This is a genomic window from Pseudomonas fluorescens, assembly GCF_000802965.1.
Taxonomy (GTDB): Bacteria; Pseudomonadota; Gammaproteobacteria; order Pseudomonadales; family Pseudomonadaceae; genus Aquipseudomonas; species Aquipseudomonas fluorescens_A.
In genome coordinates this window covers 177,900-202,704 of record NZ_JSAK01000010.1, presented here as the reverse complement: position 1 = coordinate 202,704, position 24,805 = coordinate 177,900, and the positions used below count along the sequence as shown (strand labels likewise).

21 protein-coding genes and 1 pseudogene are annotated in these 24,805 nt (G+C 59.9%); 15 read left to right on the top strand and 7 right to left on the bottom strand.

Going from position 1 to position 24,805, the window contains the following annotated elements:
• Position 1 precedes the first annotated feature (1 nt).
• The 5 genes from NL64_RS10155 (at position 2) to NL64_RS10135 (ending at position 3,957) form a co-directional block, all read left to right on the top strand.
• Positions 2–997, top strand: a complete 996-nt coding sequence (locus NL64_RS10155) for a zinc transporter ZntB (RefSeq protein WP_034147986.1) — start codon at positions 2–4, stop codon at positions 995–997.
• Between the two features lie 63 nt (positions 998–1,060).
• Positions 1,061–1,309 (top strand): hypothetical protein, encoded by a 249-nt coding sequence (locus NL64_RS10150; RefSeq protein ID WP_034147985.1) that lies wholly within the window; start codon positions 1,061–1,063, stop codon positions 1,307–1,309.
• A 2-nt stretch (positions 1,310–1,311) separates the two neighbouring features.
• A complete protein-coding gene (locus NL64_RS10145) occupies positions 1,312–2,136 on the top strand; it encodes a mechanosensitive ion channel family protein (protein ID WP_034147984.1) in 825 nt (274 codons plus the stop codon).
• 91 nt (positions 2,137–2,227) lie between these two features.
• The gene (gene sigX / locus NL64_RS10140) at positions 2,228–2,818 is read left to right on the top strand and encodes an RNA polymerase sigma factor SigX (protein ID WP_075949123.1); all 591 of its coding nucleotides are present in this window, start codon (positions 2,228–2,230) and stop codon (positions 2,816–2,818) included.
• Positions 2,819–2,925: 107 nt separating this feature from the next.
• Entirely contained in the window at positions 2,926–3,957 is a 1,032-nt protein-coding gene (locus NL64_RS10135; RefSeq protein ID WP_034147983.1) for an OmpA family protein, read from the top strand.
• Positions 3,958–4,072: 115 nt separating this feature from the next.
• Here the strand turns inward: NL64_RS10135 and cobA are convergent, their stop codons facing one another.
• From cobA to NL64_RS10100, 7 genes and pseudogenes are all read right to left on the bottom strand, one after another.
• Positions 4,073–4,843, bottom strand: coding sequence for a uroporphyrinogen-III C-methyltransferase (cobA, locus tag NL64_RS10130; RefSeq protein WP_034147982.1), 771 nt, complete (start codon positions 4,841–4,843; stop codon positions 4,073–4,075).
• Between the two features lie 10 nt (positions 4,844–4,853).
• Positions 4,854–7,571, bottom strand: a complete 2,718-nt coding sequence (locus tag NL64_RS10125; protein ID WP_034147981.1) for a nitrate reductase — start codon at positions 7,569–7,571, stop codon at positions 4,854–4,856.
• Between the two features lie 20 nt (positions 7,572–7,591).
• A pseudogene (locus NL64_RS10120) lies at positions 7,592–8,827 on the bottom strand (NAD(P)/FAD-dependent oxidoreductase); the annotation flags it as partial.
• Between the two features lie 426 nt (positions 8,828–9,253).
• A complete protein-coding gene (locus tag NL64_RS10115; protein WP_034147980.1) occupies positions 9,254–10,921 on the bottom strand; it encodes a bifunctional protein-serine/threonine kinase/phosphatase in 1,668 nt (555 codons plus the stop codon).
• 7 nt (positions 10,922–10,928) lie between these two features.
• Positions 10,929–12,140 carry a nitrate/nitrite transporter gene (locus NL64_RS10110; protein ID WP_034147979.1) on the bottom strand — a complete coding sequence of 404 codons (1,212 nt, stop codon included), beginning with the start codon at positions 12,138–12,140 and terminating at the stop codon, positions 10,929–10,931.
• Positions 12,141–12,518: 378 nt separating this feature from the next.
• Entirely contained in the window at positions 12,519–13,094 is a 576-nt protein-coding gene (locus NL64_RS10105) for an ANTAR domain-containing response regulator (protein ID WP_008056396.1), read from the bottom strand.
• A gap of 15 nt (positions 13,095–13,109) precedes the next feature.
• Complete coding sequence (locus tag NL64_RS10100) at positions 13,110–14,321, bottom strand: CmpA/NrtA family ABC transporter substrate-binding protein (RefSeq protein WP_034147978.1); 1,212 nt, start codon at positions 14,319–14,321, stop codon at positions 13,110–13,112.
• Between the two features lie 224 nt (positions 14,322–14,545).
• On the opposite strand from NL64_RS10100, the gene NL64_RS10095 reads away from it, so the two are divergent.
• The 10 genes from NL64_RS10095 to NL64_RS10050 are packed head-to-tail and all read left to right on the top strand — an operon-like array spanning position 14,546 to position 24,797.
• Positions 14,546–15,280 (top strand): helix-turn-helix domain-containing protein, encoded by a 735-nt coding sequence (locus tag NL64_RS10095; protein WP_034147977.1) that lies wholly within the window; start codon positions 14,546–14,548, stop codon positions 15,278–15,280.
• Positions 15,281–15,284: 4 nt separating this feature from the next.
• Complete coding sequence (gene sctC / locus NL64_RS10090; RefSeq protein ID WP_034147976.1) at positions 15,285–16,937, top strand: type III secretion system outer membrane ring subunit SctC; 1,653 nt, start codon at positions 15,285–15,287, stop codon at positions 16,935–16,937.
• Entirely contained in the window at positions 16,934–18,055 is a 1,122-nt protein-coding gene (gene sctW / locus NL64_RS10085; protein WP_034147975.1) for a type III secretion system gatekeeper subunit SctW, read from the top strand. Before sctC ends, sctW begins: the two co-directional genes overlap by 4 nt.
• Positions 18,056–18,061: 6 nt before the next feature.
• Complete coding sequence (locus NL64_RS10080; protein ID WP_034147974.1) at positions 18,062–20,113, top strand: EscV/YscV/HrcV family type III secretion system export apparatus protein; 2,052 nt, start codon at positions 18,062–18,064, stop codon at positions 20,111–20,113.
• A 13-nt stretch (positions 20,114–20,126) separates the two neighbouring features.
• A complete protein-coding gene (locus NL64_RS10075) occupies positions 20,127–20,534 on the top strand; it encodes an invasion protein B family (protein ID WP_034147973.1) in 408 nt (135 codons plus the stop codon).
• Positions 20,531–21,817: a type III secretion system ATPase SctN gene (gene sctN, locus NL64_RS10070; protein WP_034147972.1), complete on the top strand. Its 1,287-nt coding sequence runs from the start codon at positions 20,531–20,533 to the stop codon at positions 21,815–21,817. The genes NL64_RS10075 and sctN overlap by 4 nt, the downstream gene beginning before the upstream one ends.
• Positions 21,801–22,256: a type III secretion protein gene (locus NL64_RS10065; RefSeq protein ID WP_034147971.1), complete on the top strand. Its 456-nt coding sequence runs from the start codon at positions 21,801–21,803 to the stop codon at positions 22,254–22,256. Before sctN ends, NL64_RS10065 begins: the two co-directional genes overlap by 17 nt.
• Positions 22,253–23,212, top strand: a complete 960-nt coding sequence (locus NL64_RS10060) for a SpaN/EivJ family type III secretion system needle length determinant (RefSeq protein WP_034147970.1) — start codon at positions 22,253–22,255, stop codon at positions 23,210–23,212. The genes NL64_RS10065 and NL64_RS10060 overlap by 4 nt, the downstream gene beginning before the upstream one ends.
• Positions 23,209–24,141 carry a FliM/FliN family flagellar motor switch protein gene (locus tag NL64_RS10055; RefSeq protein ID WP_034147969.1) on the top strand — a complete coding sequence of 311 codons (933 nt, stop codon included), beginning with the start codon at positions 23,209–23,211 and terminating at the stop codon, positions 24,139–24,141. The genes NL64_RS10060 and NL64_RS10055 overlap by 4 nt, the downstream gene beginning before the upstream one ends.
• Complete coding sequence (locus tag NL64_RS10050; protein WP_034147968.1) at positions 24,138–24,797, top strand: EscR/YscR/HrcR family type III secretion system export apparatus protein; 660 nt, start codon at positions 24,138–24,140, stop codon at positions 24,795–24,797. Before NL64_RS10055 ends, NL64_RS10050 begins: the two co-directional genes overlap by 4 nt.
• Positions 24,798–24,805: the final 8 nt, after the last annotated feature.

Here is a 24,805-nt window from a genome sequence, read left to right as displayed (position 1 = left end):
GATGTTCGAGGAAGAAAACGCGCAATGGGGGCTGGTGCATGCCCTGGTGCTGAACGGTAAAGGTGGTGCGCGTTCGATTGCCCGGACAGAACTCGATGACTTGCAGCTGCAGGCCCATGAAAGCCTGTGGCTGCACTGGGATCGCAGTCACCCGCAAACCCAGACCTGGCTGCGCAAATCCAGTGGCCTGAGTGAATTCAGCTGCGACCTGTTACTTGAAGAGAACACCCGTCCGCGTTTACTACAGCTTCCCGACAGCGAACTGCTGCTATTTTTGCGTGGGGTCAACCTGAATCCGGGTGCCGAGCCAGAGGACATGGTCTCGGTGCGGATCTTCGGTTCCGCCCAACGGGTGATTTCCCTGCGTTTACGTCCATTGCGCGCCACTGAAGAGTTGCTGGTGCAATTGGCGGAAGGCAAGGGGCCGAAAACCGCTTCCGAACTCATCCTTTATATGGCGCAGTACCTCACCAACAAGGTGCAGGATCTGGTCAGTTGCCTCTCGGAAGTGGTCGACGAGGAAGAAGAAAAGCTGGACTCCGACGAACGGTATACGCCGGAGCACGGGTCCATTTTGCAGATACGGCGGCGCGCGGCTGCGTTGAAGCGGTTTCTCGCTCCGCAGCGGGACATTTTCGGTCAGCTGACGCGGATCAAATTGCCCTGGTTCGTCGACGACGATGGTGATTACTGGAACGAATTGAACAACAGCCTGACCCGCTATCTTGAGGAGCTGGAATTGACCCGCGAGCGGGTGGGGCTGGTGCTGGAGGCTGAAGACCGACGCTTGAGCGTGCGTATGAACCGCACGATGTATCGCTTCGGCATCATCACCGGGATCTTTTTGCCGATGAGTTTTCTGACCGGTCTTTTGGGGATCAATGTCGGGGGAATACCATTTTCTGCGAGCCCGTATGGCTTCCTCGTAGCGTGCCTGCTGATGGTCTCGGTGGCCATCGGGCAGTGGTGGTTGTTCCGCCGTTTGCGCTGGGTTTGAAAGTAAAGCATGTGACCCGGGCAAAATTGACCGCGTCTTTCACAGACATCACGAGAGGTGCGTATGCACGATCCGTTTGAACAGTCTTTGCGTGACATGCTCAAGTCATCACCGTCCACCCGGGACGACGATGCGTGCCTTGATCGTGTACTGAAAACCGCCAACCGCCAGGTCGGCGCCGGCGATTTGTTCAGCCTGCTGGGCCGCTGGCTGCCCGCGCTGATGATCGCCCTGAATAATGGATCGGCCCATGTCGCGCCGGTATCCCGTCTTCGTAAACCTACTGTTCGCACTGCTGATAAGGCTGATTGAATATGGAACTTGATCTCTGGACACAGAGCCTCGTCACTGCAATGACTGCGTTATGGACCAAGATTGCGAACTTCATTCCGAACCTGTTCGGCGCACTGGTTGTGCTGCTTCTGGGTTTCGTCGTGGCCAAGTTGCTGGACACACTGCTTTCCAAATTGCTCGCCAAACTGGGCCTCGATCGCCTGATGGGCGGCACCGGTCTGACAAAGCTATTGTCGCGTGCCGGACTCCAGGTTCCGATCTCGACGCTGATCGGAAAAATCGTTTATTGGTTCGTTCTGCTTATTTTTCTCGTTTCTGCCGCAGAATCCCTTGGACTTGAAAGAGTTTCAGCTACGCTGGATATGCTTGCGTTGTATTTACCGAAGGTATTCGGTGCCGCGCTGGTGCTACTGGTGGGTGTTTTGCTGGCGCAACTGGCCAACGGGCTGGTGCGCGGTGCGGCAGAAGGCGTAGGCCTGGACTATGCTTCAGGGTTGGGGCGAATTGCCCAGGGCCTGGTGATCATCATCAGTATCTCGGTGGCGATCAGTCAGCTGGAAGTCAAGACTGATCTGCTTAACCATGTCATTGTCATCGTATTGATCACCGTTGGTCTGGCAGTAGCCTTGGCCATGGGGCTGGGAAGCCGTGAAATTGCTGGTCAGATTCTTGCGGGAATCTATGTGCGTGAGTTGTATCAGGTTGGGCAACAAGTACGTGTTGGCGAGGTCGAAGGTCAGATCGAAGAGATCGGCACGGTTAAAACCACATTGCTGACCGATGAGGGTGAGCTAGTCTCTCTCTCCAATCGGATCCTTCTCGAGCAGCATGTGAGTAGCCGCTAACCCGGCAAACCCTGCTAATGTATGCCGCCGCAAAAAATGCCGCTGATGCTGGCTGCGGCGGACATTGACCTGACTGTCGGCCCGACTTGTTTTGAATAAAGCCCAATCGCTATCCATGCGCTACGACCCCCGCGAGCTCTCTGATGAGGAGTTGGTCGCGCGCTCGCATACCGAGCTGTTTCACGTAACGCGCGCCTATGAAGAACTGATGCGGCGTTACCAGCGAACATTATTTAACGTCTGTGCACGATATCTTGGGAACGATCGCGACGCAGACGATGTCTGTCAGGAGGTCATGTTGAAGGTGCTGTATGGCCTGAAGAACTTCGAGGGCAAATCGAAGTTCAAGACATGGCTATATAGCATCACGTACAACGAGTGCATCACACAGTATCGAAAGGAACGGCGAAAGCGTCGCTTGATGGATGCTTTAAGTCTGGACCCCCTCGAAGAAGCGTCCGAAGAAAAGGCGCCGAAACCCGAGGAGAAAGGTGGACTTGATCGCTGGTTGGTGTATGTGAACCCGATTGACCGTGAAATTTTGGTGCTACGATTTGTCGCAGAACTGGAATTTCAGGAAATCGCAGACATAATGCACATGGGTTTGAGTGCAACAAAAATGCGGTACAAACGCGCTCTAGATAAATTGCGTGAGAAATTTGCAGGCATTGCTGAAACTTAGTTCGGCGCAAATATCTCTTACGTGTAGGCAAGTTCTGATAGACTTGCCGCCGAGTTGTCCCCCGGTTTGCGGGACTGCTTCACAATCACCAGATGGGGATTTAACGGATGAAACTGAAAAACACCTTGGGCTTGGCCATTGGTTCTCTTATTGCCGCCACTTCGTTCGGCGCTCTGGCACAGGGCCAAGGCGCAGTTGAAATCGAAGGCTACGCAAAGAAGCAATATTTCGATAGCGACCGTAACTTCAAGAACGACGGCATTCTGCCGGGTGGTTCGATCGGTTACTTCCTGACTGACGACGTTGAGCTGCGTCTGTCCTACGACGAAGTCCACAACGCCGTTACCGATGATGGCCAGAACGTTAAAGGCGCTAACACCGCTCTGGACGCTCTGTACCACTTCAACAACCCAGGCGACATGGTGCGTCCGTACCTCTCTGGCGGTTTCTCCGACCAGAGCATCGACCAGAATGGTTCGAACGGCCGTAACCGTTCCACCTTCGCCAACGTTGGTGGCGGTGCCAAGCTGTACTTCACCGAGAACTTCTACGCCCGTGCTGGCGTTGAAGCTCAATACAACATCGACCAGGGCAACACCGAGTGGGCTCCTAGCGTTGGTATCGGTGTGAACTTCGGCGGCGGCTCCAAACCAGCTCCTGCTCCAGTTCCAGCTCCAGAAGTCTGCTCCGACAGCGACAACGATGGCGTTTGCGACAACGTTGACAAGTGCCCGGACACCCCAGCCAACGTAACTGTTGACGCTGACGGCTGCCCAGCAGTTGCTGAAGTTGTTCGTGTTGAGCTGGACGTGAAGTTCGACTTCGACAAGTCGGTAGTCAAGCCTAACAGCTACGGCGACATCAAAAACCTGGCTGACTTCATGAAGCAGTACCCATCCACCACCACTACTGTTGAAGGTCACACTGACTCCGTCGGTCCTGACGCTTACAACCAGAAACTGTCTGAGCGTCGTGCAAACGCCGTTAAGCAAGTTCTGACCAACCAGTACGGTGTTGAATCGTCCCGCGTTCAGTCTGTTGGCTACGGCGAATCCCGCCCAGTTGCTGACAACAAAACTGACGCTGGCCGCGCTGTAAACCGTCGCGTAGAAGCGCAGGTTGAAGCTCAAGCTAAGTAATTAGCTCGCAGCTCTGAGAAAAGCCCGGCTTAGGCCGGGCTTTTCTTTGTCTGCGATTTGGTGTTTCAGCGTGAATCAGGCGTTGCCGCGAAAGGATCGCAGCCTGCGGCAGCTCCTACAGGGAGTGCGCGTAGATTCCTGTAGGCGCTGCCGAAGGCTGCGATCTTTTGATCTCCTCGCAAACTGCCGCAACCGCGCCGATTACCAGAATGGCAGGGCTTTTGAGCTGGAAGGCGCAGGCATCTTCCTCCATCGCCGTCAGATCACTCCGACATTCCCGCTGATGGGGCAGGGAAGCGTTTTCAATCATCGCCACCGGCGTGTCCGCCGCCATTCCCCCCGCCAGCAGTTGTTCGCGAATTTCGCTGAGCTTGGCCACGCCCATGTAGATCACCAAGGTCGTACCGCCCTGGGCCAGTGCCTGCCAGTTCAGGCTGCTACCGTCCTGAGTGTGGGCGGTGACCAGCGTCACGCCACGCGCAACACCGCGCAAGGTCAACGGGATATCGCACTGAGTTGCGCCAGCGAGGCCGGCCGTGATGCCATTGACCAGCTCCACCTCAACCCCGCGTTCGCGCAGCCACTGTGCTTCTTCACCGCCGCGCCCGAAAATGCACGGATCGCCACCCTTGAGCCGAACCACACATTTGCCGTGGCGCGCATACCGCAGCATCAGCCGATGAATGAACGCTTGCGGCGTGGAGCGACAACCGCCGCGTTTACCCACCGGAATGATCCGAGCGTTGCTGCAGTGTTCAAGTACCGCGTCATTCACCAAATCATCGATCAGCACGACGTCCGCTTCTCTCAGCGCTCGCACGGCTTTGAGCGTCAACAATTCCGGATCACCAGGTCCCGCACCCACCAGCCAGACTTTTGCGTTCATAGTGTTTTCCTCACGAGACGACGGCGACCGGCCGCGCAGTGGCGACCAGCAAACGCTTGATTTCCGGGACGCACGAGCCGCATTGCGTGCCGCAGCCCAATTCTGATTTCAGCCCCTGCAAGTCCAGACCCCGAGCGATACCGGCACAGACCGCGCTTTGGCTGACGTTCTTGCAGTTGCACAGGGTCTTGTTGCCGATAGCGGCTGTGCCGGCATTGCCCGGCGGTGCGCTTAGCGGCGCCAGCAGCCAGCGCCGCAGTTGTTCGTCGGCGCGACCCTCGAGCCAGAGGTTTTGCAGCCAGTGCTGGGCGAGGGTCTCACCGGCCAGGCGAATGGCGGTGATTCGCCCGTTTTCGATGCGAACCCGTTTGCCGATGGAGCGCTTGGGGTCGTCATAGGCCAGCACCGGACCTTCGTGCAGTCCCAGGCATTGATCGAGTTCCCGTAGCCATTGCGGTTGCGGCGCTGTGGCGCTGGCAGCGCGTATAAGCAGCGCAGGGCGTTCTCGACCTGTCAGGCTCAGGCTGACGTAGGAAAATGCCTCACACAGCGGTCGTAGCGTCTCAAAATGCCGTTGAACATCGCCTTCGATCAGCGCAAACAGCTTCCACGGCAAATTAACGGGTTCCAGACGCACGCCGCTGTGCTTGAGTTCCGGTTGCTTCGACAGCGGATCGAAGGCGGGAAGCGTAAGGCTGTTCACCCCGCCCTTGAGAAAGCGGTCACCCCAATGCATGGGCAAAAACGCTTGGCCGGGGCGTACGTTATCGTCGCTGCTGACCGGAACGATCAGTGCGCCGCGTCGACTTTTCAGGCTGACCAGATCGCCCGGTTGCAAGTGGTACTGGCGCAGATCATCCGGGTGCAGGCTCAACAACGCTTCGCTGACGTGGCCGAATAGCTGCGCGGCGGTGCCGGTGCGACTCATGCCGTGCCATTGATCGCGCAGGCGGCCGGTGATCAGGGTCAGGGGGAAATGCGCATCCCGCTGTTCCTTGGCGGCGCGAAACGGATCGGCGACGAACTGCGCCCGGCCGCTGGCGGTCGGGAAAACACCGTCGCCATACAAGCGCGCGGTGCCTGCGCTGGCATCCATTGGGAAGGGCCACTGTTGCGGGCCGAGACGGTCGATCAAGCCATGGCTGATGCCGGACAAGTCCAGGTCCCGTCCGCGCGTCAGTTGCTTGTACTCATCGAATACCTGCGACGGGGTTTCAAAGGCAAACAGACTGGTTTGCCCGGGACGCAGATGTTTTTCCAGGCGTTGTGCGAAATCGACGGTGATCGCCCAGTCCGGCCGTGCTTCACCGGGGGCGACGATGGCCTTGCGGACATGGGAAATGCGCCGTTCGGAGTTGGTCACCATGCCGTCCTTTTCGCCCCAGCTGGCAGCGGGCAGCAGCAGGTCGGCAAAAGTCGCGGTTTCGGTGGTGCGAAAGGCTTCCTGCAACACCACGAACGGGCAGGCTTCCAGGGCTGAGCGCACGGCGGTTTGATCCGGCATCGATTGCGCCGGGTTGGTGCAAGCGATCCACAGCGCCTTGATTGTGCCGTTGCGCACCTGCTCGAACAGCTCAATGGCGGTGAGCCCGGTGCTGGCCGGGAGTTGTTCAACCCCCCAGTAGGACGCCACTTCAGCGCGGTGTTCGGCGTTGGCGGCCTCGCGATGGCCGGGCAGCAAGTTCGACAGACTCCCGGTTTCCCGCCCGCCCATGGCATTCGGCTGACCGGTGAGCGAGAAAGGTCCTGCACCGGGGCGGCCGATTTGCCCGGTCGCCAAGTGCAGGTTAATCAGGGCGCTGTTTTTGGCGCTGCCGGCCGTGGACTGATTCAGGCCCATGCACCACAGCGACAGGAAACTTGGTGACGTGCCGACCCATTCCGCGCATTGGCGCAACTGTTCGACACTGATCCCGCACAACTGCGCAACCATTTGCGGGGTGTAATCGTGCACCAGTTGTTTCAACTCGGTCAGGCCTTGGGTGTGCGCCTCGATGAAGTCGCGATCGACCCAGTCTTCCCACAACAACAGGTGCAAAATCCCATGGAATAAGGCGACATCGGTGCCCGGAAGAATCGCCAGGTGCAAGTCAGCCAAATCGCAGGTGTCGGTACGACGCGGGTCGATCACGATGATTTTCATCTGCGGGCGCCGGGATTTGGCTTCTTCAAGGCGACGAAAAAGCACTGGGTGGGCGTAGGCCATGTTGCTGCCGACGATCATCACGCAATCGCTCAACTCCAGGTCTTCGTAGTTGCAGGGCGGTGCATCGGCGCCGAGGCTGCGCTTGTAGCCCACCACCGCCGACGACATGCACAGCCGTGAATTGCTGTCGATGTTGTTAGTGCCCACCAGCGCTCGGGCCAGTTTGTTGAAAGCGTAGTAATCCTCGGTCAGCAGTTGCCCGGAGATGTAGAAGGCGACGCTGTCCGGACCATGTTCGGCGATGGTTTGCGCGAAAACCTGGGTGGCGTGATCGAGGGCCGTGTCCCAATCGGTACGGGTCCGTGCCAGGCCTTTGCCCAGGCGCAATTCGGGGTACAAGGCGCGGGCCGTCAGGTCGCCGGTCAGGTGCAATGTCGAACCTTTGCTGCACAGTCTGCCGAAGTTGGCCGGGTGGGCCGGATCGCCGCTGACGCCGAGGATGCGGTCGCCGTCATGGTCGATCAGTACGCCGCAGCCAACCCCGCAGTAGCAGCAGGTGGAAGCGGTGATCTGGCGGTCCATCAGGCGACTTCCCGTGCAAGTCCGCCATCACCCACGGCTTGTTCAATGGCAAAGGACTGGCCGAACATCAGGTGATCACGAATTTCGTCAATGCTCTGGTGCTCACGGATCTGGTTGAAGTACCAGCCACCATCCGCCGTATCGCCGTACAGGCAGGCGCCCACCAGCACGTCATCCTTGATCACCAGTTTCTTGTAGATCCTGCCGATGGGGTCGGAAAGGGTGATGGTTTCGGTGCCTTCGCCACCCATGAAGTCGCCAGCGGAAAACAGGTCGATGCCGGTGACTTTCAATTTGGTCGAGGTCACCGAACCCTTGTAGGTGGCGAATCCCAGCTGGGCCAAGTGATTGGCGCAGACCTTGGCCTGTTCGAACAACGGCGCCACCAGGCCATAGGCGATCCCGCGATGGCTGGCGCATTCGCCGATGGCGTAGACCCGTGGGTCATAGGTTTGCATCGTGTCGTTGACCAGGATGCCGCGGGCGCAAGGGATGCCGGACTTTTCCGCGAGTTCGATGTTGGGGCGAATGCCGGCGGCCATCACCACCAGGTCGGCGGGGATGGTGTCGCCGTTCTTGAATTCGATCGAACCCACCCGGCCATTGCCGGCATCGTGCAGGGCCTGGGTTTGTTCGCACAGGCGAAAGTGCAGGCCGCGAGTCTCCAGGGCAGTTTGCAGCAGTTGGCCGCTGGTTTTGTCCAGTTGCCGCTCCAGCAGCCATTCACCGTTGTGCACCACGGTGACGTGCATGCCGCGCAGCATCAGGCCATTGGCGGCTTCCAGGCCGAGCAGTCCACCGCCGATCACCACCGCATGCTTGTGGGTTTTTGCGCTGTCGATCATGACCTGGGTGTCGGCGATGTCGCGGTAGCCAATCACGCCCTGCAAGGTATTGCCGGGAATCGGCAGGATGAACGGGCTCGAACCGGTAGCGATCAGCAGGCGATCATAGTCGGCCACGGTGCCGTCTTCGGCGATGACCCGGCGTTTGATTCGGTCAATCTCGACGACTTTGCGGTTAAGCAGCAGCTTGACGTTGTTTTCCAGGTACCAGTTCAGATCGTTTAGCACGATCTCATCGAAAGTCTGTTCGCCCGCCAACACCGGCGACAGCAGGATGCGGTTGTAGTTGGCGTGGGGTTCTGCGCCGAAGACCGTGATGTCGTACAGCTCGTTGCTCAGTTTCAGCAGTTCTTCCAGGGTCCGTACCCCGGCCATGCCGTTGCCGATCATCACCAGTTTTAGTTTTTTCATCAGGTTCTCCGGGGAACTCAGACCTGCCTCATCAGGCGTTCAGGTCTTGCTCGACGATTTTGCGCAAACAAAAAAAGGCGTCCCGCTAGTTGCCTAGCGAGGACGCCTTTGTCCGGTCCCGTTCTCTCGGGAAGTGCAGCCGTCATCGTTGAGGGCTGCACTTTATGTGTAGTGGGAAAGGTAATGCAGTGGTTGTGCCAAGTCGTTAAGGAAGCGGATTTAGTGGGTTTTTGGCTGGTGCTCAGGAGCAGATTCAATGTTCCTGCACCGATTCGAGGCGGGGCGCCCGGTGTTGGCGCAGAAGAAAACTGTGGCGAGGGAGCTTGCTCCCGCTCGACCGCGAAGCGGTCGCAAAATGTCAGGGTCTGCTTCGCAGCCCAGCGGGAGCAAGCTCCCTCGCCACAGTGGATTGGGTTCGACACATACTTAGTGAAGCAAACAAAACAACAGCAGCAGATTCACCACCAACGACACCAACGCCAATGTCCGCCACACCTTCAGCGGTTCACGCTCCAGCAGCGGCTTGGGCCGTACGCTCAAACTGCGTCGTTCTCCCTGCTCCATCAGCAACAACCACTCTTCCGCCGTTTCAAAGCGCTGATCCGGATCCGCCGCCACCGCGCGTTCAAGACTTTGCGCGATCCATTCCGGCAGGTCCGGACGATAGCGACTGGCGCTGACCGGAATCCCGAACCGTGGACGCTGGAAAGCTTCGACTTCTCCGTAGGGATAATGTCCGGTCAGCAAAAAATACAAGGTCACACCCACCGCATACAGATCCTGTTGTGGTGTCGGCACTTCACCGAGAAAAGCTTCCGGAGCGATGTAGGAGGGGGTTCCCGGCAGCGTGGAGACCTGATCTTCAGACAGCCCCGGGCAATAGGCGAGACCAAAATCCAGCAGGCGCAATTCGCCGTCATCCCCCAGCAACAGGTTTTCAGGCTTGATGTCGCGGTGCAGGATCTGCCGCCGATGCAGCATACCGACCGCGCGCAGCAGCCGTTCGGCCAAGTCTTGCCATTGCGCCAGCGGCAGAGGTCCGCTTCGCTCGTGCAACTGCGCGAGGGTCGTCCCGGAATATTCGCGCATCACGTAATACAGATGCTGACGCTGACTGGCGGCATGTACTTCAGGAAAGTGCCGCCCGGCCACACGCTTGAGAAACCATTCTTCCGAGAGCAGCGCTTGCCCGGCCTGATGGTCGTCGCGCAGGTGGCCGGGCAGGGTTTTCAACAACCAGGGTAGTTGCTGACTGTCGCGCACCCGATAGAGCAGCGATTGCTGGCTCTGACCGAGAATCCCTTCGACCTGCCAGCCCTCGAAGTCCTGACCCGGTTTCAATGCTGGCGGCAGCGGCCATTGCTGCAAATGAATCAACGCATCGCCGATGCTGGTTTCGCCGAGGGCATCGACCCGCACCAGCAAGGCGCTGGCGTTGTCCTGGCTGCCGGCCAGATGCGCGGCGTTCACCAGCGTCTGCGCGGCTCTGTGCAGATCCGGTTGGTCACGCAGAATCGCGGCAATCGCCGTGTCACCGAGTACGGCCCAGATCCCGTCGCTGAGCAGCACGAAGCTTTCATCGACGCGCAATTCGCCGTCGAGGAAATCCAGTACCAGATGCTGATCGAGGCCCAGTGCCCGTTTGAGCACATGCTGCATGCCCGGTTGGTCCCAGACGTGATCTTCGCTGATTCGCTGCAACTGCTCGGCGTGCCAGCGATAGACCCGGCAATCGCCGACGTGGGCCAGGGTAAAGCGTCGTCCCCGCATGACCAATGCGCTGACCGTGGTCAGCAGCGGTTGCCCACCGCCGTTGGATTGCAGCCAACGGTTTTGTGCCAGCAGCAAACGATCCAGCGCCTGGGCGACACCCCAGGTTTCCGGGGTGGCGTAGTAGTCCAGTGCCAGCGCCTGCAAAGTCGAGCGCGCAGCCAGGCCGCCATCGGCGCACTGGCTGACGCCGTCGGCGATGGCGAACAGGTAACCCTTGCTCGCCGCCAGCGCCGGGGCGGGCGTGACCAGGCGCAGGGCGTCCTGGTTTTCTTCGCGAGGGCCGGTGGCGCTGGCTTCCGCGAAACTCAGTTGCAGGCTCATTCAGCCCTCACACCCGGGCAGCGGTCACAGCGGCCGAGCCCCAAGTGGTTCTCCAGCGACGTTTGACGCCGTGCAGACCGAACCAGGCGAGAACACCGAGACTGGCGAACAACCACAACGCCATCTGATAGCTGCCGGTGCTTTGCTTGATCGCGCCCATGCCCGCCGCCAGGGCGAAACCGCCGATGCCGCCAGCCATGCCGATCAGGCCGGTCATGACGCCGATCTCGCGACGGAAACGTTGTGGGACCAATTGGAACACCGCGCCATTACCCGCACCCAAACCGAGCATGGTGCAGACGAACAGCGCCAGTGCCGCGTAGGAATTCGGCAGGTTGAAACCGACGGCAGCGATGCAGATCGCGGCCACGGTGTACATGGCCAGCAAGGTGCGAATCCCGCCGAAACGGTCAGCCAGTGCGCCACCCAATGGCCGCATCAGGCTGCCACCGAACACGCACGCCGCGGTGTAGTAGCCGGCGGTCACCGGGCTCAGGCCATATTGGTCGTTGAAATAGCCGGGCAGGGCGCTGGCCAGGCCGATGAAGCCACCGAAGGTGACACTGTAGAAAAACATGAACCACCAGCTGTCGCGGTCGCCCAAGGCCTTGAAGTAGTCAGCCATCGATTTGGCTTTCGGCCGCTCAGGCGCGTTTTTGGCCAACCAGGCGAAGACGATCAGCGTCAGGATCAGCGGGATCAGCGCGAAGCCAAACACGTTGCTCCAGCCAAACGCCGCGGCCAGCACCGGTGCAATCAATGCGGCCAGTACCGTGCCCGAGTTCCCGGCCCCGGCGATGCCCATCGCCTTGCCTTGATGCTGTGGCGGATACCATTGCGACGCCAAGGGCAGGGCCACGGCGAAGGACGCGCCGGCCATGCCGAGGAACAGCCCCAGCAGCAGCGCTTGCTCGTAGCTGTGGATGCCGAGTTTCCAGGCGCCGAACAAGGCGCAGATCACGATCACCTGACCGATCAGGCCGGCGGTTTTTGGCGACAGACGATCAGCCAGCATGCCCATCGCAAAGCGCAGTATCGCTCCGGCCAGAATCGGCGTGGCCACGACCATGCCGCGTTGCTGGGTGGTCAAGTGCAGGTCGCCGGCGATTTGTACGGCCAGGGGGCCGAGCAAGTACCAAACCATGAAGCTCAGGTCGAAGTAGAGGAAGGCCGCGAACAGGGTCGGGGTATGGCCGGATTTCCAGAAGCTTGAATTCATCGCGCACCTCAGCTGATAGGAGTCTCGAACGGGAGTCATGCTGGTGGGCGCCGAAAGGGCTGCACCACCGGCCCCGGGCAATGGGGCCAAAACTAAAAAACGCCGCCACCTGATTCGCCGTGGGGCAAATGAGATGAGCGACGTCTTTGTCGTAGGTGGGGCAACCGCCGTTGGTTACCTGTGTTGATTACTTAGCGAGATCTGTGCCAACAGTTCGCTTTTGTGGCGAGGGAGCTTGTCGGATCGCCGCACCGTCCCGCTCGGCGGCGGAGCCGTCGTAAACCCTGCTGTTGCGTTGTGACAGGTTTATCGAGTTGGCAGGTTTTGGGGCCGCTTCGCAGCCCAGCGGGAGCAAGCTCCCTCGCCACGATGATCGAGTCAGCCCAACAATTCACTCATGGCAATAATCTGCTCCGCCACCTGAATCAGCTTCTGCTGGCGGCTCATGGCCTGGCGGCGCATCAGGGTGTAGGCCTCTTCCTCGTTGCAATCCTTCATTTTCATCAGCAGCCCTTTAGCCAGCTCGATGCGCTTGCGCTCGGCCAGTTGCTGGTCACGAGCATGCAGTTGCGCGCGCAGGGCCTGGTCGCTTTCAAAGCGCGCCATGGCCACATCGAGAATCGGCTGCAAGCGTTGTGCGTGAATGCCTTCGACGATGTAGGCGCTGACCCCGGACTTGATCGCCTGGCGCATCACGTCGGGGTCGTGTTCGTCGGTAAACATGACGATTGGTCGTGGCTGATCACGGCTGACCAGCACCACTTGCTCCATCACATCGCGGCTCGGTGACTCGGTATCGATCAGAATCACATCCGGGCGCACCGTTTCGACGCGTTCCGGCAGATCGATGGTCAGGCCGGACTCGTCGATCACCTCGAACCCGGCTTCGGTCAAGGCCGCTTTCAGGCGTCCGACTTTTTTCGCGGTGTCGTTGATCAGCAGGATACGCAACATATTCGCAATCTCCTGTCAGCGGCTGGCGAGAAGGGCTGAGCGATCGCTCATGGCGTGCAGCTTGAAACTGCTGGCATAGCCGGCCGGGTCCGAACCGTCCCAGATCTTGCCGTCGATCAACTGGCTGCTGCGCATCTCTTTACCCAGTGCCGCGACGCCAACCGCGCTGGCCGCTTCACGATACAAGTCTAGTTGCTGGACCTGGCGGGCCACGGCGAGGTAATCCGGGTCGTCGCGCAACAAACCCCAGCGACGGAACTGGGTCATGAACCACATGCCATCGGACAGGTACGGCAGATTGACCTCGCCATCGCCATGGAAACGCAAGGCATGCGGGTCCTGCCAGCGATTACCCAGGCCGTCGGCGTAGTCGCCCAGCAAACGAGGTTCTATGCAGTCCAGCGGTGCATCGAGGTACTGCGGCGCGCTGAGTAATTGCGCAGTGCTGCGGCGGTTCTCGCTGCTTTCTTCGATGAAACGGCTGGCCTCCAGAATCGCCATCACCAAAGCGCGGGCAGTGTTGGGGTATTGCTCGACGAATTCGCGCGTGCAGCCCAGGACCTTTTCCGGGTGATCGGGCCAGATGGTTTGTGTGGTCGCCATGGTGAACCCAAGATCCTGCTGCACCGCGCTGGCCGACCAGGGCTCGCCGACACAGAAACCATCGATGCGCCCCGCTTGCAGGTGCGCGACCATTTGCGGCGGCGGCACCACCACGCTGTCGACGTCCAGCAACGGATGAATGCCCTGGCTGGCGAGCCAGTAATACAACCACATGGCGTGGGTGCCGGTGGGAAAGGTCTGGGCGAACGTCAGTTTTGGGCGACTTTGGTGCACATGCCGAAAAAGCGCTTCAGGACCGGTCACGCCGAGACCTTGCAAGCCATGGGAGAGATTGATGCTCTGGCCGTTCTGGTTCAGGCCCATGAGCACGGCCATGTCGGTCGGGGCCACGCCGCCGATGCCCAGGTGCACGGCATAGATCAAGCCGTACAGGCTATGGGCGGCATCGAGTTCACCGCTGACCAGTTTGTCCCGCAGATTGGCCCAGGACGACTGGCGCTTGAGGTTCAGGGTCAGGCCGTAGGGCTGGGCGAAGCCCTGGGTCGCGGCGACAACCACTGAGGCGCAGTCGCTCAGGGCCATGAAGCCGAGGTTGATTTCGGTCTTTTCCGGGGCATCGCTGCCATTGACCCAGGCCAGAGGCCCGGCTGATGGTTCGTTCATCGATTTCGCACCTTCAAAAAAAACGTCGTCCCAGACCCTTCTACAAGCCAGGCCGGATGACGACGCCATTGTCCTTGCACTCATTCCGTCGTTGGCCTGCGTGCTGATGCGTGAACGGGTGCAAGGCATATGCCATCGCGGGTTCATCAGCTTTACATCAGGATTCAACGCGCCATGTCTTTCATCCTGCCGACCTACATCGTCAGGCCGCAAAGGAGGTTGGCGTGCACATCGAATCAATACGCGCCGCAAGTTGCCCTCATGCCCGTTTCAGCGAGCGGCTGCTGCATTTGCGTGTCAGCGAATCCCCCGCGTATCTGGTCTCGCCTCAGTGTGCGACGGTCTGTTTCCTGCCTGTCGGGTGGGAAGGGCTGATCGTGATGAACGGTACGTTTGAAGTGAGAGGCAGTGTGCAGACCCTGCCGATTGCAGAAGCACCGCTGGTGAAGTTGCAGGTATTCATCGATCTGGGTGAAGCGCTGGCTGCCCAGCGATCCAGCCAGGCTTCCTGGGCGGTATTGCCGGCGGCTCGTGCGTCTGTCCAGCCGGAAAGGGCGCTTGAGCGCTGGTACATCGAGCAGGCCATGTCCGGTGGTTCTGCCTATCAGGCCTTTGCCAGCGTGCTGCGTCATTCCGAGAGCTACGGGCTTGTGCGCTTTCTGCTGGAACAAGGCACGCACAGTGAAAAGTTGAGCATCCTGGCGCAACGCTACGGCGTTTCTGTATCGCATTTCCGTCGTTTGTGTCGACAGGCGCTGGGTACGGCGGCCAAGCCCGTCTTGCGTGGCTGGCGGACGGCGCAGGCGCTGTTGAACATGAGTCTGCAGGACGGCTCGCTGACGGATGTCGCGCTGGAGTTCGGTTTCGCCTCTTCTTCGCATTTTTCCAAGGAAATCCGCGAGCTTGTAGGGTTCTCGCCCAGCAGCCTGGCCGATATTACCTTCCTTCCAGGCAAGTGAGCCGATGAACTGCCGATTGTTCTCTTTATCCCTTTTTTCCGTCTGCCTTAACGCTGTGCTGCTGCTTGCACCCGGTGCTGCGCAGGCCAATGTCTATAGTTTCGAGGCGCGTGAGCAGAGTGCGCGCACTTTTTTCAGTGAGCTGTCCGGGGCTCTCGGCAAGCCGGTGATCGTCAGCAAGGCTGCTTCGGCCAAGCGGGTTTCCGGTACGTTCGATTTGCTTACACCCCAGCGAACCTTTGAGCGGATCGCCGCGCAAATGGGCTTGATCTGGTACAGCGATGGGCAGGCGATTTACCTGTACAACGCCTCGGAATTCAAAAGCTCGATGATGTCCCTGCAGACCCTCACCGTGGCCAAGCTCCAGGCCTTTCTCGAGCGTTCCGGCCTGCACGATCCCCGTTATCCGTTGCGCCACGACGGTCTGCGGACTTTCCATGTGTCTGGCCCGCCGATGTATGTCGACCTGGTGGTGCAGGCAGCCGGGATGATGGATAACCAGCGCTCGGAATTGTTGCTGGGCAAGCAGCAGATCGGCGTGATCCAGGTGCGCAACACCTTTGTCAGTGACCGCAAATATGAGTTGCGCGATGACAAGGTGACTATCCCCGGGCTGGCCACCGTGATCGAGGACTTGTTGCGGGGCGAGAAACGCGAGGTCGAGCCCTCGGTGGCGCAAGCCCCGGTACAGCGACCACAGGGGTTGATGCCGGCGTTTCCCCTGGAAGGCCTGGCCAGTTCACCTTCGGATCAAGACCCGGCCGCACCGCGGATCATTGCGCGGGATGTCGCCGCCGGAAATATCCGGGTGGTGGCTTATCCCGATACCAACAGCCTGTTGGTCAAGGGTTTGCCGGAACAAGTGCGTTTCATCGAGAACCTGGTGAGTGCGCTGGACACGCCCAAGCGCCACGTGGAGCTGTCGTTGTGGATCATTGATTTGCACAAGGACGAACTCAATCAACTGGGCATCAATTGGCAGGGTACGGTGAATTCGGGCGGGAAGTTTTCCGCCTCGCTCAATGCCGGTTCGGCGACCACCCTCGATGGCGTTTCCTTCGTGACTCAGGTCATGGCGCTGGAGCGAACCAACCGCGCAAACGTAGTCTCGCGACCGGTGATCCTGACCCAGGAAAACGTGCCGGCGATCTTCGACAACAACCGTACGTTTTATGCCCCGCTGGTGGGCGAGCGCAGTGTCGATTTGCAGCACGTGACCTACGGCACGCTGGTCAGTGTCCTGCCGCGTTTCGCCCAGGCGGATGAGGTTGAAATGTCGCTCAATATCGAGGACGGCAACGAAGTCGAAAACCCCGGCCAGGGCGAACGTCCGAACTCGCTGCCGACGGTTGGTCGCACGCGAATCAGTACGGTGGCGCGGGTGCCCCAGGGCAAGAGTCTGTTGGTAGGCGGTTTCACCCGCGATGACCACAGTGAGCAAATCGGACGGATACCGGTATTGGGTTCCATACCGTGGATCGGGCGCCTGTTCAGCTATCGCCAGAACCGCTCGGCCAACACGGTGCGGGTGTTCCTGATTCAACCCAAGGAAATCCTCGACGCCCTTGAGCCCGTCGCGGAACTGGTCCCGCGGGTGCTGACCCCGCAGCAGCAAGAACGTGTACGCCGCTCCTATTTCCGGGCTGCTGAAAAATGATCCTGCCACCGATTTCCAGCGGGGGGCGAGCGGCCCAGGCGCGGCTGAATGCCGAGAAAGCCGCGGAGCATCCACAACCGCAAGTGGAGGCGAACGTTGATCTGGATGAAAGCGGTACGGCGGCTGTCGCACAGCGCTTTGTCCAGATCAGCGACGAAATGTCGGCGGCGTTGGCGCAGTTTCGCAGCCGGCGCAATCTCGAGCTCAAGTCCGACACCGTGACAGACAACTTCGAAAGAGTGCTCGACGACGACACCTTGCCCAAGGTGCAGAGAGTTCTGAGTCTGGCGCGGCTGGCGGACAAGCCTGATACCTGGCTGCTGCAGCAGCTGCGCGGGTTGTTCCCCGACGACAGTGACCTGGTGTTGGTGCTGCGGGAATTGTTGCGCCGCAAACGGCTCGATGCCGGCTCGCGTCGACGGCTCGAGCGGGCATTGCAGGCGGCGCTCGCCGAGGTCTCGCCCAAGCGTATGAACGCGGGCATCAATACGGCCCTCAAAGCCCGAATGTTCGGCGCGAGCATGGCGGTACGTGCGGGACTGCTGCGCGAAACCTATCGGGATTTTCTTGAGTCGGACGAAGGCCCTGTCAGCTGCTATCAAGACTGGATTGCGTTGTATGGCGCGCCCAGGCGCATGAGTGTGCTGGTGTTTATCGAAGATGCATTGCTCACCGACATCAGCGCACAGGACCCGAGTTGCTCGCGTGCGGAATTTGGTGATCTGCTGGCCAGGCTGGCCGACCTCAAGCGCCTGCGTTCAGCCGATGGCTTGTTCATCGGCGGCCTGCTCGGCGATGAGCTCATCTGCCGTCACAACCCCGATGAATCCGACTGGCTGGTGTTTCTCATGGGACTGTTGACCTATCCCGATGAGCTCGACCAGCTGTTGCTCGGCGCCCTGGGTGAACGCTTGCTGTTGAGCGCTCACCGTGAGCGCGGGACGGTGCTGCAAACGCTGCGCCGACTCAGCCTGCTATTGCCATTGCCACTGTATGCCGATGAAGAGGCGCCACAGCGCCTGGCACAACAATTCACGCGCCTGGCAGACATCGCTTATGCCCACGAATGTATCGAGCGGCGACGTCTCGGTGGTCGCCCAACTTCTCCCCGGAACTGACCTGCCATGCTCAATGTGTTTTTACGCAATGTCAGCGCTCGCCCGGAGCTGCTGATTCTGTCGTTGATGGTGATGATCATCGCCATGCTGATCATTCCCTTGCCGACGGTGCTGGTGGATTTTCTGATCGGCTTGAACATCATCATTTCGCTGCTGGTGTTCATGGGTTCTTTCTACATCGAGCGCATCCTCAATTACTCGACGTTCCCGGCCTTGCTGCTGTTGACCACGTTGTTTCGCCTGGCGCTGTCGATCAGTACCAGCCGCTTGATCCTCAGTCAGGCCGATGCGGGCGAGATCATCGAGTCGTTCGGCGAGTTTGTGATCGGCGAAAGTCTGGTGGTGGGTTTCGTGATCTTCTCCATCGTCACCATTGTCCAGTTCATCGTGATCACCAAAGGTTCGGAGCGGGTTGCCGAAGTGGCGGCGCGCTTCTCGCTGGACGGTATGCCGGGCAAACAGATGAGCATCGACGGTGACCTGAAGGCGGGCGCCATCACGGCCGAAGAAGCCAAGGAAAAGCGCAGTGTGCTGGAGCGCGAAAGCCAGTTGTACGGCTCCTTCGACGGGGCGATGAAGTTCATCAAGGGTGACGCGATCGCTGGCATCATCATTATTTTCGTCAACTTCATCGCAGGCATGGCCATTGGTGTCGGGCAAATGGGCATGGACATGTCCACCGCGCTGTCGACCTACACCTTGCTGACCATCGGCGACGGCCTGGTGGCGCAGATTCCAGCGTTGCTGATTGCCATCGGTGCCGGTTTCATCGTCACCCGTGTCAACGGCGATGACAGCAATCTGGGGCGCAACATGCTTGCGCAAATGCTGGGTAATCCATTCGTTCTGGGCGTGACCGCCTTGCTCGCGGTGGGCGTCGGCCTGCTGCCCGGTTTTCCGCTGCTGACGTTTTTGTCGATCGCCAGCGTGCTGGGCCTGGTGGTGTTCATGCGCCATCGAAAGTCTTCCCGACAATCAGGCAAGGGCGAAGGTCATGCGGCGCCTGCCAGCCAGGATGCGCTGCAACCCGAGTCGGGATTGCTCGATGACGTCGACAACATCGCCACCGAAACCGTTGCCCTGATGCTGCTGGTGCCGACGACGCGCCTGGAAGAATTGAATAAGGCCCGTTGGGCGGCGCGCTTTCGCAGCCAGTTTTTCGTCGACTACGGCTTGCGCATTCCCGAACCGCAGCTTCGTGCCAGTGAGGCATTGCCGGCGCATCAAGTCGCAGTGCTGATCAACGAAGTACGCGCCGAGCAGTTCGATATCCATTTCGATCACTGGCGACTGCTCGACTATTCGCCGGAGCTCGAACCCTTGGGGTTTGCCTTGGTGCGCGGCAGCGACAGCAATCGCCTGGGCGGTGTCTGGGTCAACGCCACCGACCGCGAGCGGGTGCAGCAGTTGGGCTATCACCTGCGCCCGGCTGACGAAGAATGCTATCGCTGCCTGGTCACGCTGCTGGCGCGCAACATTCAAGAGTTCTTCGGCGTGCAGGAAACCAAACAACTGCTCGACGAAATGGAAGCGCGCTACCCCGACCTGCTCAAGGAAGTCTATCGCCACGTCACCGTGCAGAAGATCGCCGAAGTGCTGCAGCGTCTGATCGCCGAGCGCATTTCCGTGCGCAACATGAAGCTCATTCTCGAATCGCTGGCCCATTGGGCATCGCGGGAAAAGGATGTGCTGGCGCTGGTCGAGCACGTTCGCGGCACGATGGCCCGCTACATCAGCAACAAGTTTGCCCAGGGCAATGACTTGCGTGTGCTGCTGCTCTCACCGGAGTTCGAAGAGGTGGTGCGGCGCGGGATTCGGCAAACCTCGGGCGGCAGCTTTATCAACCTGGAGCCCGCCGAATCGGAAGAGCTGATGGACCGGCTGAGTGTCGGCCTGGACACCCTGCACATCGCGCAAAAAGACATGGTGCTGCTGTGTTCGATCGATGTGCGGCGCTACATCAAGAAACTGATCGAGGGGCGGTTTCGGGAGCTGGACGTGATGTCGTTCGGCGAAGTCTCCGAGACCGTTTCCGTCAATGTCATCAAAACGCTGTAAGGAAAACCTGTAAATGATTCCGATGGATATCGCTGATCTCTTGCGCGAAGCGCTGCGTCACAGTGGCTGCGTAGACAGTCAGATAGGGCACTTCGACAGTCACAGCACCATTGAAATGCAGATGAAAAACCTGCCCGATATCAGCGTGGCGATGGTCGAAGGCGATGTGTGGGTCTGGGCGGCGGTTGCAGAGGCGAGCCCGAATGTCATGAACCATTGCGCCTTCGAGTTGATGCAGTTCCTGCTCGAAGGCAATGCTTATTCCCGCACCGGGCAATTGCATCTTTGCGTGGTCCAGGAGCGGCTCGAACTGCGTTTGATGGCCAACGCTCACGCCACCGGTGACGCTGAACACTTCGCGCAAGCCCTTGATGGTTTTGTGCAGGCCACTGAAACCCTGTGCGAACTCTTGCGTCGATGATCATCCGCCTGGAAAGGCATGCGGCCCATCCCCTGCGGTTGAATGGTCCCTTGATCGAATCGGCGCTGGGCGACGTTGTGATTGGCGAAGTATGCGAAGTTCGCCGTCATTGGCGCTTGCCCGACATCGCGGCGAGAGCGCAGGTCATCGGCTTCAAACCTGGCTCGGTGCTGCTCAGTTTGCTCGGTGACGCGAAAGGCTTGTCCAGGGAGTCGATGATCGTGCCCACGGGCGCGACATTGCGACTGACCTGCAGTGACGCCTTGCTCGGTAGCGTGGTCGATCCCCAGGGCAACATCGTCGAGCGCCTGGCGCCGTCGACAGCGGTTGCGCAGCAAGACTATCCGGTGGATGCCGACCCGCCCTCCTACCAGCAGCGGCGCCCGGTGGCGCAACCGTTGCGCACAGGTATTCGCGTCATCGACGGTTTACTGACCTGCGGTGTCGGTCAGCGCATCGGCATTTTTGCCGCTGCCGGCTCCGGCAAAACCACCTTGATCAACATGCTGATCAACCACACCGATGCCGATGTTTTTGTCATCGGCCTGATCGGCGAACGTGGGCGCGAGGTCACCGAGTTCATCGAACATCTGCGCCAATCTGAAAAGCGCTCCCGTTGTGTGGTGGTGTATGCCACATCGGATTTTTCCTCGGTCGATCGCTGCAACTCGGCCCTCCAGGCCACGGCCATTGCCGAGTATTTCCGCGACCAGGGCCAGCGCGTGGTGTTGTTGCTGGACTCGTTGACGCGTTATGCCCGGGCTCGTCGCGACCTGGCGCTGGCGGCCGGTGAAGCACCGGCGCGGCGCGGCTATCCGGCCTCGGTGTTCGATGCCTTGCCGCGCTTGCTGGAGCGCCCGGGTGTGACCGCCTCCGGCAGCATCACTGCCTGGTACACGGTTTTGCTGGAAAGCGATGATGAGCCGGACCCGATTGCCGAAGAGATCCGCTCCATTCTTGATGGCCATATTTACCTCAGCCGTGCCATGGCGGCGAAAGGGCACTACCCGGCAATCGATGTCCTGAACAGCGTCAGTCGCGTGGCAACCCAAGTCACCACGCCAGAGTTACAGCAACTGGCGGCGAAGACTCGCGAAACACTGGCGCGTCTTGAGCAGTTGCAGATTTTCCTCGACATGGGCGAGTACACCCACGGCGCAGACGCCGCCAACGACCACGCGATGCAGCGCCGTGAAGCCCTCACTCAATGGTTGCGTCAGCCGACGGGCGAATGTTGCGAGCCCGATGAAACCCAGCGGAGTTTGCATGAACTCATTGGCTGATCGACGGCGCCTGTTGGCGTTCAGTCAGTACCGTCGGCAACGGGGCGAACAAGCGGTGCTGCGCACTCAGCAGCAATTGCAACCACTGCTGCAGGAACGGGCCGGTTTCGAGGGGCAGGAGACTTCGTTGCAAAGTCTGTTGGCCAGCCATCGGGCGAACGACTGCGTGCTGGATCACGGGCAACTGTTGGCGCTGTTGCGCAGGCAAGCCGTGATCCGCCGACAGATCGATCTGTTGCGGATCGAGCGTGATCGCGTGGATCAGCAGTGCCAGCAGGTAGAGCAACTGTTGCAGGAGCAACGCGAGCAATTGCGTTCGTTGCAGGGCAAACACGACAAGTACCAACGGTCTGTCCAGCAACTGTTGCGCGTGCAACGTCTGGAACAGGTGCGCAGAGAAGAAAGGGAGATAGAAGAGATGAGCGGAGTGCGGCGATGAGCGATGTAACAGTAATTTCACCTCGGCCGGTTCAGGTCCTGGATCCCGTCACCGACGGCTCGATGGATGAACTGCGGGACACGCTTGTACCGGTGCAGGAGGAGGACCTGCCACAAGGTGTGCTGGATCTTCTGGCGGCGCTGATTCAGCGTCATCGATCGACAATGCCAACGGTCCGCGCAGCGGTATCGCAGCCGATGACTACCGCCCCGATGGCGGCGGATGTTGGGCACGATAAGGCACTGTCGTCGGTGCCGCTGGTGATGAGCTATCCGCAAACCAACCGACTGATCCAGCATTCGCTAGCGCACCTTATGGCTGCTTCCGTCGAGAGACTGGAAATCCCTGTTCAAGGGACTATCGGGGAATCGGATGTGACCCCGCGCCTATCGACTCAGCCACCACGTCCATCAATCGAACGCGTGTCGATTGAGGCAGGACTGCCAGCGTTCGAACGCGTATCGAGCGCGGCGGTACTGCCGTTGTTCGAACATACGTCGAGTACCAAGGAATCGCCGGCAACCGATCGGGTCACCAATCCGGTTGCCACCGAACCGCATTTGCCGCAAGCACTGCAACCGCCGCCCGCCACCACCCGTCACGCAGTATCGGTTCCACCGCCAACGGCCCCGGCCGCCCCTACACTGCGAGCCATTCCGCCTCCCGCTGTGATGCTCGAAACCTTGCCGGGCACGGACCGTGGCCTGCTGCAGGTGCCGTTCAACAAAGGCGCGGCCAACGGACAAGTAACGATCAGTCGAGTACCGGACGAACCAACCCGTAGCCTGCAACTGAGCCCAAGCAATGCCCTGGTCTTTGATCAGCTCAAGGTGCCTTTCGAGCAGATTCGCGAACCGGTCTGGCGACTGACTGACAGTGGCGGCGAGCAACAGCGGCAGGGCTCACAGCAATCGCCGGAAGACGAGCAACCCGAGCAATCCGAGCTTCCCGCATGAGCACCCTGAAGTTGCGCCGTGTCGATCCAGCGACTCATGCCCGCTGGCGGTCGGTCGAGCGTTGGCGCAGTGCCGGCCATGGCGCCGGTTTCGATTGTCTGCAACGGGTGCCCGGCTACTTACGATTTTGCGCGGGCAGCGAAGGAGGGAGGTGGCACGGTCTGATCATGGCCCGCGACTGGCTGCATCACTCGCTTCCACAGTTGCAGGCGTTGCTCGCGATCGAGCCCCCGTTGACGAGCATCGCCGACCTATTCCGGGCAGTGCCACAACCGTTACTGCTGGAGCTTGACGAGTTGATTTACCAGACGCTGACCGAGGTCGCGCTGGTCGATCCACAGATATTGCCGACCCACAGTTTGCCATGGCTGGAAACGCCTCGTGGGCGCGTGTGGGTGACGCAGTTGCCATTGGCTCGCGCCGTCATTGAACCCTTGAATCCCGGCGCCTGGCTGAGCGATATGCCGCTGCGCCTGACGCTGACGCTGGGTGCCAGTCACCTCGACCCTGCGAGCCGGATTCGACTGAGCGAAGGCGATGTCCTGCGCATCACTCAGCGCGCTCAACACGGCTTTGTGGCGCAGCGCTGCATCGGCGTTTTCACGTTTACTGAAGAAGGATTACTCATGCAATCGACTGATACCGATGCCCATCCACCGACCGCGATAGAACCTGGTGCGGATGCCGGGCTCGGCGCTTTATCGGTGCGTCTGGAGTTTATCCTTTCGACCCATGACATCGACCTGGCCACGCTCTCGCAGATTGCCGATGGGCAACTGATTCCGTTGGGCGACGATGCCGCGCGACACATCGAAGTTCGCGCCAATGGCAAGCGCGTGGCTCGCGGGGAGCTGGTGCAGTTGGACGAGCAGTTGGGGGTCGAGTTGATCGAGGTCTATCGCGGCACTTCATCGGAACCGCCGCGATGAATGACGTTTCGCTGATCGCTCTGTTGGCGTTTGCTTCGTTATTGCCATTCCTGGTGGCGGCCGGCACCTGCTACATCAAGTTTTCCATTGTGTTTGTCATCGTGCGTAACGCCTTGGGCCTGCAGCAGGTGCCCTCGAACATGGCCCTCAACGCAATTGCCCTGATGCTGGCGATTTTCGTGATGACGCCGGTGATGAAACAAGGCTATGGCTATTACAAGGAAGAACAGGTGGCCTTTACCGATATCGAGTCGGTGGTGAATTTCGCCGAGAACGGGCTGGGCGGTTACAAGGAATACCTGCGCAAGTACACCGACCCGGAACTGGCGCTGTTCTTCGAGCGTGCTCAGGCGGTTCAGAGTGAAACCGATGCCGGGCTGCCCGCCGATGAAGAACTCACGCCGTCGCTGTTTTCCCTGTTGCCGGCCTACGCGCTGAGTGAAATCAAAAGCGCCTTCAAGATCGGCTTCTATCTGTACCTGCCGTTCGTCATCGTGGATCTGGTGATCTCCAGCATTCTGCTGGCGCTGGGCATGATGATGATGAGCCCGGTGATCATTTCGGTGCCGATCAAACTGGTGCTGTTTGTGGCGCTGGATGGCTGGGCGTTGCTGTCCACCGGGCTGGTCAAGCAATACCTGACCTTGCTGGCTTAGGAGCATTC